The 12,015-nt window shown below is 68.3% G+C and carries 11 protein-coding genes; 10 read left to right on the forward strand and 1 reads right to left on the reverse strand.

The features are described 5' to 3' along the window. Positions 1 to 107: 107 nt before the first annotated feature. The 7 genes from N5J73_RS14955 (at position 108) to N5J73_RS14985 (ending at position 8,866) form a co-directional block, all read left to right on the forward strand. The gene (locus N5J73_RS14955) at positions 108 to 1,013 is read left to right on the forward strand and encodes a LysR family transcriptional regulator (protein ID WP_049449289.1); all 906 of its coding nucleotides are present in this window, start codon (positions 108 to 110) and stop codon (positions 1,011 to 1,013) included. Positions 1,014 to 1,105: 92 nt separating this feature from the next. Continuing rightward, a complete protein-coding gene (locus N5J73_RS14960; protein WP_049449247.1) occupies positions 1,106 to 1,756 on the forward strand; it encodes a DsbA family protein in 651 nt (216 codons plus the stop codon). 35 nt (positions 1,757 to 1,791) lie between these two features. Then, positions 1,792 to 2,799, forward strand: coding sequence for a cyclase family protein (locus tag N5J73_RS14965; RefSeq protein WP_049449248.1), 1,008 nt, complete (start codon positions 1,792 to 1,794; stop codon positions 2,797 to 2,799). 218 nt (positions 2,800 to 3,017) lie between these two features. Further along, positions 3,018 to 3,632, forward strand: a complete 615-nt coding sequence (imuA, locus tag N5J73_RS14970) for a translesion DNA synthesis-associated protein ImuA (RefSeq protein WP_057501426.1) — start codon at positions 3,018 to 3,020, stop codon at positions 3,630 to 3,632. A 9-nt stretch (positions 3,633 to 3,641) separates the two neighbouring features. Continuing rightward, positions 3,642 to 5,051, forward strand: a complete 1,410-nt coding sequence (locus tag N5J73_RS14975; protein ID WP_049449250.1) for a DNA polymerase Y family protein — start codon at positions 3,642 to 3,644, stop codon at positions 5,049 to 5,051. A gap of 6 nt (positions 5,052 to 5,057) precedes the next feature. Further along, positions 5,058 to 8,168, forward strand: a complete 3,111-nt coding sequence (locus N5J73_RS14980) for an error-prone DNA polymerase (protein ID WP_049449251.1) — start codon at positions 5,058 to 5,060, stop codon at positions 8,166 to 8,168. A gap of 191 nt (positions 8,169 to 8,359) precedes the next feature. Then, positions 8,360 to 8,866: a hypothetical protein gene (locus N5J73_RS14985; protein WP_019336451.1), complete on the forward strand. Its 507-nt coding sequence runs from the start codon at positions 8,360 to 8,362 to the stop codon at positions 8,864 to 8,866. 134 nt (positions 8,867 to 9,000) lie between these two features. Here the strand turns inward: N5J73_RS14985 and ptsJ are convergent, their stop codons facing one another. Beyond that, on the reverse strand, positions 9,001 to 10,287 hold the full coding sequence (ptsJ, locus tag N5J73_RS14990) for a transcriptional regulator PtsJ (protein ID WP_057501429.1): 1,287 nt from the start codon (positions 10,285 to 10,287) through the stop codon (positions 9,001 to 9,003). Positions 10,288 to 10,363: 76 nt separating this feature from the next. On the opposite strand from ptsJ, the gene N5J73_RS14995 reads away from it, so the two are divergent. The 3 genes from N5J73_RS14995 to N5J73_RS15005 form a co-directional block, all read left to right on the forward strand. Continuing rightward, positions 10,364 to 11,137, forward strand: a complete 774-nt coding sequence (locus tag N5J73_RS14995) for a YggS family pyridoxal phosphate-dependent enzyme (RefSeq protein ID WP_049449256.1) — start codon at positions 10,364 to 10,366, stop codon at positions 11,135 to 11,137. After that, a complete protein-coding gene (locus tag N5J73_RS15000; RefSeq protein ID WP_049449258.1) occupies positions 11,134 to 11,835 on the forward strand; it encodes a glutamine amidotransferase in 702 nt (233 codons plus the stop codon). The genes N5J73_RS14995 and N5J73_RS15000 overlap by 4 nt, the downstream gene beginning before the upstream one ends. Beyond that, positions 11,832 to 12,015: hypothetical protein (locus tag N5J73_RS15005; RefSeq protein ID WP_279941154.1), on the forward strand; the 184-nt coding region annotated here is incomplete at its 3' end. The genes N5J73_RS15000 and N5J73_RS15005, both read left to right, overlap by 4 nt.

The following is a 12,015-nucleotide window of genomic DNA, read 5'->3' on the forward strand; positions in this document are numbered from 1 at the left end:
GCGCAAGCGCGTGCCGCGGGTGGATGCCGATCTTGGTCGGCGCCGTGTTCCTGTATCCACGCACGGCGCGGCTCTACAATGGCGCCCTCATCGCGCCCGGGGCCGGCATGGATTCCTTCAACCTGATGCGTGCCTTCCGCCGCATCGTCGAACGCGGTGGGCTGGCCCGTGCCGCCGAAGACCTCGGCATGTCGCCGGCCGGCCTGAGCAAGCAGTTGCGCACGCTGGAAGCGCATCTGGGCGTGGTACTGCTGCAGCGGACCACGCGGCGCATGAGCCTGACCGAAACCGGCCACGCCTATTACCGCGAATGCTGCCGCCTGCTTGACGAACTGGAGGCGCTGGAACGCGGCATCGCCGAACAGCGCGGCGACGTGGCCGGGCGCCTGCGCGTGAACGCGCCGCAGTCGTTCGCGCTGAGTACGTTGTCGCCGTTGCTGCCACGCTTCCTGCAGCAGCATCCGCAGCTGTCACTGGACCTGGTGATGGAAGACCGCCTGCTCGACGCGGTCGGCGAAGGTTTCGATGTGTCGCTGCGGCTGCGTGCCGAGCTGGATGATTCACGCCTGGTGGCACGCCGGCTGGCCTCGCTGCAGCAGGTGCTGTGCGCGGCCCCGTCCTACCTGCGGCAGCATCCGGCACCGCAAGCGGTGGACGATCTGCAGGCGCACAGCGTGCTGGCCTACAGCCTGTCCGACTCGCCCGGCAGCTGGCCGCTGCTCGGCCCCGATGGCCAGGTAACGATCACCCTGCCGGCGCGTGTCACCGTCAACAACAGCCTGCTGCTGCGCGACCTGCTGGTGGCCGGCATGGGCATCGGTGCCCTGCCCTCGTTCCTGGCGGCACCGGCGCTGGCCCGTGGCGAACTGCAGCAGGTGCTGCCCGACCACCGCTATCCGCCGCGCTTCGTGCATGCGGTCTATCCCACGTCGCGCCACCTGCAGCCCAAGGTACGCGCCTTCATCGATTTCCTGCACGCCGAGCTGCCCGGCTGCGCCGGCCTGGATTCGTAACCGCCAGCGAAAACTGAGCTGCCCGCGGCGTGCTGTTTCGGCCACGCCGCGCTGCCTAACCTGCCGCCTCCCCTCTCACCGATGGCAGGCAGATGTCTTCCGTTCCTTCCCCCGCCACCGCAGCGCCGGTGGTCGATTTCTTCCACGACGTGGTCTGCGGCTGGTGCTTCGTGCTGGCCCCGCGCCTGCAGCAGGTCTCGGCCGAACTCGGCATCCAGGTGCGCCACCGCAGCTTCGTGCTGCAGGACTCGCGCGCGCAGATGGTCGAGGTGTTCGGCTCGATGGAGCGCGCCAAGGCGATCATCCTGCGCCACTGGACCGACTGCGCCGCGCATGAAGACACCGCGCGCATCGATATCGAAGGCATGCGCGCACAGGACTTCGAGTATCCGTCCGGCTGGCTCGGCGCACTGGCCTGCCAGGCCGCCGGCATGCTCGGTGGCAACGACGCCCATGGCGCGATGTTCGATGCCGTGCAGTGGGCGCACCTGCACCAGCACCGCAACATCGGCGATGCCGAAGTCCTGCTGGATATCGCCGAATCGCTGGGTCATCCACGTGGCGCCTTCGCTGACCACATGCGCAGCGACGCAGTACGCCAGCGCGTGCAGGCCGACCGTGCCGAAGCCGCGACCCTCGGCATCCGTTCCATTCCCACCGTGATCGGCGGCAACGGCCTGCGCCTGCAGACCCTGCCGCTGCCACACCTGCGCCAGGCCCTGGCGCACCTGGTCGCGGCCTGAGCCGCACCCTCCCCCACCCTGCAAGGAGATTCCCCATGACCCCACGTACCCTGGCCACCGCGCTGGCCCTGCTGCTGGCCGGCACCACCGCTTCCACCACCGTGTCCGCGCACGAACGCGTTCCCTCCGGCCAGCAGGTCGGCACCAGCCCCTGGGGGCCGAAGGACGAGATCGGCCGCCTCAACCTGATCACCGAGGCCTCGCGTGCGGCGATCCTGTCGCGGGTCAGCGGCGGCAAGGCCTATGACCTGGCCACCGACTACTACGTCGGCATGCCCAGCTGGCAGGATGCCGGCGACCCGCACTACCAGTTCTGGATGACCCACACCCCGCGCGGCACGGTGATGGATGATCCGATGGGCGTGGGTGACACCATGAACCTCACCCGCAGCTACACCGGCACCGCGTTCTCGATGTACAGCCATACCGGCACCCACATCGATGCGCTGAACCACTTCGGCATCCACGGAAAGATCTGGAACGGCTTCGAGGCCGACAAGCATCTTGGCGACCGTGGCTGGAATGTCACCGGCATCGAGAAGTTCCCGCCGCTGATCGCGCGTGGCGTGCTGATCGACGTGGCCGCCGCCAAGGGCGTGGACATGCTGCCGGACAGCTACCGCGTCACCCGCCAGGACCTGAAGGATGCGCTGGCACGCCAGAAGGTGAAACTGCAGCAGGGCGACGTGGTGCTGATCCGCACCGGCCGCATGCGCCTGTTCGAACAGCCCAAGGCCTACATGGCCAACCCGCCGGGCATGGGCCTGGACGCGGCACGCTTCCTGGTCGAGGACAGCGGCGCGATGATCGTCGGTGCCGACAACCTCAGCTTTGAGACCTTCCCCTCGGAGGTGTCCGACGACTACGTGCCGCTGCACACCTACCTGCTGGCCCAGCAGGGCGCGCCGATCATCGAGCTGGTGGCGCTGGACGAACTGGCCCGCGACAAGGTCTACGAGTTCGCCTTCATCGGCGGCCCACTGAAGATCCGCGGTGGCGATGCCGCGCCGCTGCGTCCGGTGGCGCTGCCAGTCCGCCCGTAACCGGGCCTGTGGGTGCCGACCCTGGTCGGCACTCCTTACCCCCTTCAGCAACCTGAAACCGGACCCTCCGATTTCATTAGTAATTCTACTCACAAGGCGAGTAGCATGTCCGGTCTCAGCCCCTGATACCGGCCTGTCGATACTCGCGCCATGCCCGCCGTTTCCGCCCGTTCCTGCCGCTTCCAGCCCACCCGGCGCCTCCTCTGGAGGACCGGCTGATGGGTGCGGTCGTCGCCCTCGACCGGCTGCTGGACGGGCGCCAACTGTGGCGCGGCCCGGCCCGCCAGGGGCCGGCCAGCGACCACTTGGCCAGCGGCCACCCGGCACTGGACGCACGCCTGCCCGGCGGTGGCTGGCCCACCAGCGGGCTATGCGAGGTACTGCAGGCGGCGCCCGGCGTCGGTGAGCTGGCGCTGGTCTGGCCAGCGCTGGCCAGGCTGAGCCAGCGCGACCGCCCGATCGTGCTGGTCGCCCCCCCCTATCGCCCGCATGCCCCGGCCTGGGCCGCGGCCGGGCTGGATCTGGCCCAGCTGCAGATCATCCACGCTGCGCCGAAGCAGGCGCTGTGGGCCGCCGAACAATGCCTGCGCTCTGCCGCCTGCGCGGCGGTGCTGTGCTGGCCGCACCAGGCCGACGATCGCGCCCTGCGCCGGCTGCAGGTCGCCGCCGACAGCGGCCAGTGCCTGGGCTTCGTGTTCCGCGAGGCGCAGGCAGCGCGCAACCCCTCCCCGGCCAGCCTGCGCCTGCAGCTCGACCACGGCCAGGTGCGGGTGCTGAAGTGCCGAGGCGGCCTGCCGCCGGCGCAGCCGTTGCCGCTGGCCATCGCCCACTGAGGTCGCGCCATGCACTGGGCCTGCCTGTTGTTGCCGCAGCTGGCGCTGGACAGCGTGCTGCGCCTGCAGCCGGATCCGCAGCGGCCACTGGTGCTGCTGCAGGGGCCGGCACAGCGTCGCGTACTGCGTGCGGTCAGCCCGTCGGCACGCGCAGCGGGGCTGCGTCCGGGCATGCTGCTGTCGGCTGCGCAGGTGCTGGTGCAGGACATGCACCTGCACGATTACGATCCCAATGCCGAACAGCACACCCGGCAGCTGCTGGCCAGCTGGGCCTACGCCTACAGCTCGCAGGTCAGCCTCGATTTCCCGCATGCACTGGTGCTGGAGATCGGCGCCAGCCGCGCCCTGTTCGGTGACTGGCTGACGATCCAGCAGCGGCTGCGCAACGAACTGCACGAACTCGGCTTCCGTCACCGTCTGGTGGCCGCACCGACCCCACAGGCCGCGCGCGTGCTGGCCAACGTCCACGACGGCCTCGGCATCGATGCACAGCAACTGCCAGCGGCACTGGCGCAGCTACCCTTGCCGCGCTGCGGCCTGCCCAGCGACGCGGTGACCGTGCTCGGCCGTTCCGGCCTGCGCACGCTGGGTGCGGTGCTCGAGCTGCCGCGTGACAGCCTGGCCCGGCGCTTCGCACCGGAGGTACTGCAGCAGCTGGATGCACTGCGCGGCCTGCCCACCGCGCCGCTGCGCTACTACCAGCCACCGGACCGTTTCGATGCGCGCATCGAATTCGAATACGAGATCGAATCCAGCCAGGCCCTGCTGTTCCCGCTGCGCCGCCTGCTGCTGGACCTGGCCGCCTTCCTGTGTTCGCGCGATGGCGGCGTGCAGCGCTTCGACCTGCATTTCGAGCACGACCTGCTGCCGGCCAGCGTGCTGACCATCGGCCTGCTGGCCCCCGAACGCGATCCTGCGCTGCTGTTCGAGATCGCACGCAACCGCATGGAAGCGTTCGCCCTGCCGGCCGGCAGCCGCGCACTGCGCCTGCAGGCCGAGCAGCTGCCACCATTCGTGCCCGCCGCGCGCGACCTGTTCGATACCCGGCCGGCGCAGGCGATGCCCTGGAACCAGCTGCGCGAGCGCCTGCGTGCGCGGCTGGGTGATGACGCCGTGCAGCCGCTGGCGGTGCAGGCCGACCATCGCCCCGAACGCGCCAGTGGCACCCAGCCAGCGGCCAAGCCCCCGTCGTACTGGCCACTGCGCCCCGGCTGGTTGCTGGATACGCCGCAACCGCTGCGTGATCCGAGGCTGCGCATCGTCACCGGACCGGAGCGGATCGAATCGGGCTGGTGGGACCAGGCCGACGCGCGCCGCGACTACTACGTGGTGGAAACCGCGCATGGCCAGCGCGGCTGGGCTTTCCGTGACCGCAACAATCCACATGCGCCGTGGATGCTGCACGGCTGGTTCGGCTGAGCCGCCATGCACAGCGAACTGCCCGGCTACGCCGAACTGCACTGCCTGTCGGCCTTCAGCTTCCAGCGCGGTGCTTCGATCGCCGAAGAACTGTTCGCACGCGCCGCCGGCCAAGGCTATCGCGCGTTGGCCATCACCGACGAATGCTCGCTGGCCGGCATCGTGCGTGCCTGGCAGGCGGCGAAGACGCATGGCGTGGCGCTGATCGTCGGCGCCGAATTCCAGGTCGAGGACGGACCCAAGCTGGCCCTGCTGTGCACCGACCAGGCCGCCTATGCAGGGCTCTGCCAGTTGATCACCACCTGCCGGCGGCGCGCGGCCAAGGGCGAGTACCGCTGCCTGCGCGAGGACCTGCTCGGCCTGCCCGACGGCCTGCTGTGCCTATGGCTGGACCGGCAACCGGCGGCCACCGATCTGGAACTGCTGCGCGCCGGCTTCGGCGATCGCCTGTGGCTGGCGGTGGAACTGCACCACGAACACGACGACGCACGCCGCCTGCAGCAGCTGCAGGCCTTCGGCGAACGTCACCGCCTGACGCTGGTCGCCAGTGGCGATGTGCACATGCACGTGCGACGCCGCCGCGCCCTGCAGGACACGCTGACCGCGATCCGCCATCGTTGCAGCGTGGCCGAAGCCGGCTGGCGCCTGTTTCCCAACGGCGAGCGCCACCTGCGCCCGCGCACCGCGCTGGCCCAGCTGTATCCCGCCGAACTGCTGGCCGAGACCCTGCGCATCGCCGAACGCTGCCACTTCACGCTGGAGCAGCTGCAGTACACCTATCCGCGCGAGCTGGTGCCCGAAGGCCACGACCCGGACAGCTGGCTGCGCGTGCTGGTCGAGCGTGGCATCCCGTGGCGCTGGAAAGGCGGCATCGAACCGGCGCAACGCAAACAGATCGAGCACGAACTGGCGTTGATCAGGCAGAAGAACTACGCCTCCTACTTCCTCACCGTGCAGGACATCGTGCGCTTCGCGCGCAGCCAGGACATCCTCTGCCAGGGCCGCGGCTCGGCGGCCAACTCCGCGGTGTGCTTCGTGCTGGGCGTAACCGAGATCGACCCGGCACGCAGCAACCTGCTGTTCGAGCGCTTCATCTCCGCTGAGCGCGATGAACCACCGGATATCGACATCGATTTCGAGCACGAGCGCCGCGAAGAAGTACTGCAGTACGTGTTCAAGCGCTACGGCCGCGAACGCGCCGCACTGACCGCGGTGGCGATCAGCTACCGTGGCCGCAGCGCGATCCGCGACGTGGCCCGTGCGCTCGGCCTGCCGATGGACCAGGTCAACGAACTGGGCGCGGCAATGGATCATTGGGGCGGCAACATCCCACTGCCGGAAACCCTCCGCGAGCGCGGTTTCGATCCGGACACACCCTTGATGCGGCGGCTGCTGGCATTGACCGCCGAGCTGATCGACTTCCCACGCCACCTGTCTCAGCATCCGGGCGGTTTCGTCATCTCCGAGCATCCGCTGTCGACCCTGGTGCCGGTAGAAAACGCGGCGATGGCCGACCGCACCGTCATCCAGTGGGACAAGGACGATCTGGATGCCACCGGCCTGATGAAGGTCGACTGCCTGGCGCTGGGCATGCTCACCGCCATCCGCAAGTGCCTGGCGATGCTGAAACAGCATGGCCTGCATGAAGGACGCATGGATGCGATCCCCGATGAAGACGGCCCGACCTACGACATGATCTGCGCCGCCGACACCATCGGCGTGTTCCAGATCGAGTCGCGCGCGCAGATGGCGATGCTGCCACGCATGCAGCCACGCGAGTTCTATGACCTGGTGATCGAGGTGGCGATCGTGCGACCCGGCCCGATCCAGGGTGACATGGTCCATCCCTACCTTGAGCGGCGGCGGATCCTGCGCGAACAGGGACCGGACGCGTTGAACGACCCGGACAATCCGCTCTACCCACCACAGCTGGAACGCGTGTTCGCACGCACGCTGGGCGTGCCGCTGTTCCAGGAACAGGTGATGCAGCTGGCAGTGGAAGCAGCTGGTTATGAACCCGGCGAAGCCGATGCATTGCGCCGCTCGATGGCCGCCTGGAAGCGTCGTGGCGGCTTGGAACCGCATCGCGAAAAGCTGCTGACGGGTATGTTGAAAAACGGCTTCAGCCTGGAATACGGCGAGCACCTGTTCGAGCAGATCAAGGGGTTCGGTGATTACGGTTTCCCGGAAAGCCACGCGGCCAGCTTCGCCCTGCTCACCTATGCCAGCTGCTGGCTGAAGTGCCATCACCCGGCCGCGTTCACTGCCAGCCTGATCAACAGCCAGCCACTGGGTTTCTACAGCCCCGACCAGCTGCTGCAGGATGCGCGCCGGCATGGCATCACGGTGTTGCCGGTGGACGTGCGCCACAGCGGCTGGGACTGCTCGTTGGATTTCAGCAAGGGCCCGGCGGCGATCCGGCTCGGCCTGCGCCTGGTCGAAGGCTGCAATGAAGCAGCCGTGCAGGCCATCATGCGCGAACGTGCGCGGCGCCCGTTCGACGATGTGGGCGACCTGTGCCAGCGCACCGCCCTGGATCGCCGCCAGCAGGGCCTGCTGGCCGATGCCGGTGCGCTGCGTGGGCTCAGTGGCCATCGCCATCGTGCACGCTGGGATATCTCCGGCGTGGAAAACCGGCTGCCGCTGTTCGACCAGGCCCGCGCCACCGCCGAAGCCCGCGTGCCATTGCCGCTGCCCAGCGCATGGGAGGACATGCAGGCCGATTACCGCAGCACCGGCACCACCCTTGGCCGCCACCCGATCTCGTTCCTGCGTGCGCAGCTGCGCAGCCGTGGCTGTCTGGATGCCGCACAGCTGGTGGACCACGGTCATGGCCGTCGCGTGCGCATCGCCGGCCTGGTACGCATGCGCCAGCGCCCGCAGACCGCCAGCGGCGTCACCTTCCTCACGCTCGAAGATGAGACTGGCATGGTCAACGCCGTGGTCTGGCGGCACCTGGCCGATCGCCAGCACCGGGTGCTGGTCGATACCCAGCTGATGCAGATCGATGGCCGCCTGGAACGCGTCGATGGTGTGCAGCATGTCATCGTGCAGCGCATGCACTGCCTGGATGAGCTGCTGCAGGGACTGCGCAGCCATAGCCGCGATTTCCACTGACGCCGGGAATCACCGCGTAACGGCCACTGGGTGATGTCGACCAGGTAGAGGTAGAGCCGACTGTCAGTCGACCTGCGCGCGTCAGTGCGGGAATTTCCGTGATCTGATCGAACAGCAGTCGACTGACAGTCGACTCTACCCATCCCCTTTTGCATCCGCTATCGTCGGCACATCCAAGGAAGGACGACGCCATGCCCCGCGCACTGCTGCTGACCACGCTGGTGGTCTCCACCCTCGCCCTGCTGGTTTCCGGCTGGACCGCCTGGAGCCTGCATCGCAGCCAATCGCCACAGCGCATCATCGAAGCACGCGGGCTGGTCATCCACGATGCAAGCGGCCAGCCCCGGGTGATCCTCGGCGCACCGGTTCCCGATCCGCTCAGCCAGGGCCGTACCCAGGGGCCGCGCGCCACCGCCCTGTCAGGCCTGATCCTGCTCGGCCCCGATGGTTCCGAACGCGGCGGTTACGGCACCAGCGACCGCGGCGGCGAAGCCCTGTTGACTCTGGACGATGCCACCGGCACCACCGAAGTGTTCAAGGTGGTGGCCAACCCGGATCGCGGCGCCAGCCTGATGGTCAAGCACCAGAACAACACCGGCGCCATGCTCACCTCCTGGCAGGGCAAGCCGGAACTGATGTTCGTCGATGACAGCGGTCAGTCCTATTACGTGCGCCCCGGCGCCAATGCCGCGCCCTGATCTGCTTCTGTAGAGTCGAGCCATGCTCGACTGCTCCTACCAACGGCAGTCGAGCATGGCTCGACCCTACATGACCGGCAGCCGAGCATGGCTCGGCTCTACAAAGGCGAAGCAAAGTCGAGCATGGCTCAGCGCTACAGACCGCACACCGCCGCCAGGTCATCCGCCAGCTGCCGCAGCTGCGCTGCCCCCAGTGCCGCGCAGGTGATGCGCAGGCCATGCCCCGGCGCCGTCACCGCGAAGACTTCACCCGCCCGCACATGCCATCCGCGCGACGCCAGTGCCAGCACCTGCGGATGGCTGTCGGTTTGCAACGGCAGCCACAGGTTCAATCCTTCCATCGGCTGCGGCGTCGGCATGCCACGCGCGCGCAGCAGCTCCTGCAGCGACCGCAGTCGCTGCTGGTAACGCTCACCTGCCGAGGCGATCTTCGCCCGCTGCGTTGACGACGCCAGCACCGAGGTTGCCGCGTCCTGCAGCAGGTGACTGACCCAGCCGATGCCGGACGCCAATCGCAGCCGCAGCCGCATCGCGGTTTCTTCATCGCAGGCCAGCCAGGCAAGCCGCAGGTCCGGGCCGAGAGGTTTGGACAACGAGCGCAGCAGCGCCCAGCGCCGGCCATCCAGCGGCAGCACCGAGTGATAGGCCTGCTGCGAGAGCAGCGCGTAGTGATCATCGATCAGCACCGCCACCTGCGGGTAGGCCGCCAGCAACTGGCGCAACGCCCTTGCCCGTTTCGCATCCAGGCTGGCGCCGGTCGGGTTGTGCGCGCGCGGCGTCAGCAGCACCGCGCGTGCACCTGCCTCCAGTGCCTGTCGCAGCGAATCGACCTGCATGCCATGCGCGTCCACCGCCACTGGCAACGGCGCATGACCCACGGCGTTGAGCACGTTGAGGCTGCCGAGGAAGCACGGATCCTCCACCGCGATGCGATCCCCCGGCAGCAGCCACGCCGCCAGCAGGCGTTCAATGCCATCGACCGCCCCATGGGTCAGCTCCAGCGCATAGCCCTCAGGGCAGTCCGCATCCAGCGAGGCGCGCGCCAGCGCCTGCAACCTCGGGTCGACCGTACCCACGCCATACAGCCGAGGTGCGGCCGGAGCCAGGCGCAGGTTCGGCAGCAGGCGCGGATCCGGGTTGCCACCGGCCAGGTCCTGCAGGGCCAGCCCGGGCGTACTGCCCTCGCGCGCCAGCGTCGGCGGCAGGCCACGCACCACCGTACCGCGGCGACCCGCCGTGCTGGCCAGGCCCGCCGCATCCAGGCGCTTGTAGGCCGCAGCCACGGTGTTGCGGTTCACTCCCAGCTGCTCGGCCAGTTCACGCACCGGCGGCAGCACGCTGCCAGCCGGCAGGCGGCCCTTGCCAATGCCATCACGGATGCTGTCGAAGATCGACTCGGCACTGTGCCCGGTGATTTTCATTTTGTCCTATGCCAAAATATATCTTGTCCTGTGCCAGTGTATCCCACCCTGGCCGCCCTGCATTGGAGGTGCCCGCATGCCCCTTGCCGCTGCCGACTGGCCCGTCGCCCAGTCCGTTGAACAGATCGCCGCCAACCTGATCACGGTGCGTCAACGCATCGCCGATGCCTGCGCCCGCGTCGGCCGGGATCCGGCCAGCGTGCGCCTGCTGCCGGTCAGCAAGACCGTCGACGACGCCCGCATCCGCATGGCGGTGGCCGCCGGCTGCCACGAACTCGGCGAGAACAAAGTGCAGGAAGCACAACGCAAGGCCGAGACAATGGCCGACCTGGGCGTGCACTGGTCGGTGATCGGCCATCTGCAGACCAACAAGGCGCGCTACGTGGCGCGCTTTGCCAGCGAGTTCCAGGCCTTGGACAGCCTGCGCGTAGCCGAGGCCCTGCAGCAGCGCCTGCAGCTGGAAGACCGCACGCTGGATGTGTTCGTGCAGGTCAACACGTCCGCCGAACCCAGCAAGTACGGTCTGGAACCCGATGCTGTCGAGGCCTTCGTGCAGCAGCTGCCGGCCTTTGATCGCCTGCACGTGCGCGGCCTGATGACCCTGGCCATCTTCACCCCCGAGGTCGAGCGCGTGCGTGCCTGCTTTGTGCGCCTGCGCGAACTGCGCGACCAGCTGCAACGCACCGCCCCGCCCGGCCTGGACCTGTCGCAGTTGTCGATGGGCATGTCCGGTGATTTCGAAGTGGCCATCGAGGAAGGTGCCACCGTGGTCCGCGTCGGCCAGGCCATCTTTGGTGCACGTGCCACCCCCGACAGCTTCTACTGGCCTAGCAGTGGAGGCCCGGCATGAAGCACGCGGTCGTCCTGCAACATGTGGCTTTCGAAGACCTCGGCACCCTGCAACCGTTGCTGCTGGCGCAGGGCTGGCAGCTGCAGGTGCTGCAGGCTGGTGTAGACGCACTCGATCCGGCCGAAGCGGCTGACCTGCTGGTGGTGCTGGGCGGCCCCATCAGCGTCAATGACACAGAGATCTATCCCTTCGTCAATGACAGCATCACCCTGCTGCAGCGCCGCCTGCGGCAGCAGCGGTCGACTCTCGGCATCTGCCTGGGTGCACAGCTGATGGCACGAGCACTCGGTGCCAGCGTTGCTCCCAGTGGCGGCAAGGAAATCGGCTTTGCGCCACTGCTGCTGACCGATGAAGGCCAGCGTTCACCGCTGCAGTGCCTGCAGGGCATTCCGGTACTGCATTGGCATGGTGAGGCGTTCGAACTTCCGGCCGGTGCACGCCGCCTGGCCAGCACGCCGGCCTGCCGTCACCAGGCGTTCGCCATCGGCCACCACGCACTGGCCCTGCAATGCCATCCGGAACTGGACGCCCGCCAGTTCGAGCGCTGGCTGATCGGCCACACGCTGGAGCTGACCCAGGCCGGCATCGATCCCACCGACCTGCGCGCGCAGGCACGTCGCTATGGCGCACCGCTGGCTGCGGCCGCCACCGCGATGTTCGACCATTGGCTGCAGGACCTGCCGGAGACACCGCGATGAACTACCGACTGCAGATCCACCGCGATGGCGCCCATTGGGGCCACTTCGACTGCAGCGGCCCCGATGCCCTGCGACGCATGGACGCCATCGCCGCACAGCTGCCTGCCGATCAGGGCTTCCAGCTGAAACGGCAGAAAGGTGTCGGCGAAGAGCGCATCCTGTCCAGCACTGCCGATGGCC

It is taken from the genome of Stenotrophomonas sp. GD03654 (assembly GCF_029845105.1).
Classification (GTDB): Bacteria; Pseudomonadota; Gammaproteobacteria; order Xanthomonadales; family Xanthomonadaceae; genus Stenotrophomonas; species Stenotrophomonas africana.

Excerpts from the sequence above, each read along its gene's own strand:
- N5J73_RS14955 (WP_049449289.1), top strand. The coding sequence starts at position 108 with ATGGATTCCTTCAACCTGATGCGTGCCTTCCGCCGCATCGTCGAACGC.
- N5J73_RS14960 (WP_049449247.1), top strand. The coding sequence starts at position 1,106 with ATGTCTTCCGTTCCTTCCCCCGCCACCGCAGCGCCGGTGGTCGATTTC.
- N5J73_RS14965 (WP_049449248.1), top strand. The coding sequence starts at position 1,792 with ATGACCCCACGTACCCTGGCCACCGCGCTGGCCCTGCTGCTGGCCGGC.
- imuA (WP_057501426.1), top strand. The coding sequence starts at position 3,018 with ATGGGTGCGGTCGTCGCCCTCGACCGGCTGCTGGACGGGCGCCAACTG.
- N5J73_RS14975 (WP_049449250.1), top strand. The coding sequence starts at position 3,642 with ATGCACTGGGCCTGCCTGTTGTTGCCGCAGCTGGCGCTGGACAGCGTG.
- N5J73_RS14980 (WP_049449251.1), top strand. The coding sequence starts at position 5,058 with ATGCACAGCGAACTGCCCGGCTACGCCGAACTGCACTGCCTGTCGGCC.
- N5J73_RS14985 (WP_019336451.1), top strand. The coding sequence starts at position 8,360 with ATGCCCCGCGCACTGCTGCTGACCACGCTGGTGGTCTCCACCCTCGCC.
- ptsJ (WP_057501429.1), bottom strand. The coding sequence starts at position 10,287 with ATGAAAATCACCGGGCACAGTGCCGAGTCGATCTTCGACAGCATCCGT.
- N5J73_RS14995 (WP_049449256.1), top strand. The coding sequence starts at position 10,364 with ATGCCCCTTGCCGCTGCCGACTGGCCCGTCGCCCAGTCCGTTGAACAG.
- N5J73_RS15000 (WP_049449258.1), top strand. The coding sequence starts at position 11,134 with ATGAAGCACGCGGTCGTCCTGCAACATGTGGCTTTCGAAGACCTCGGC.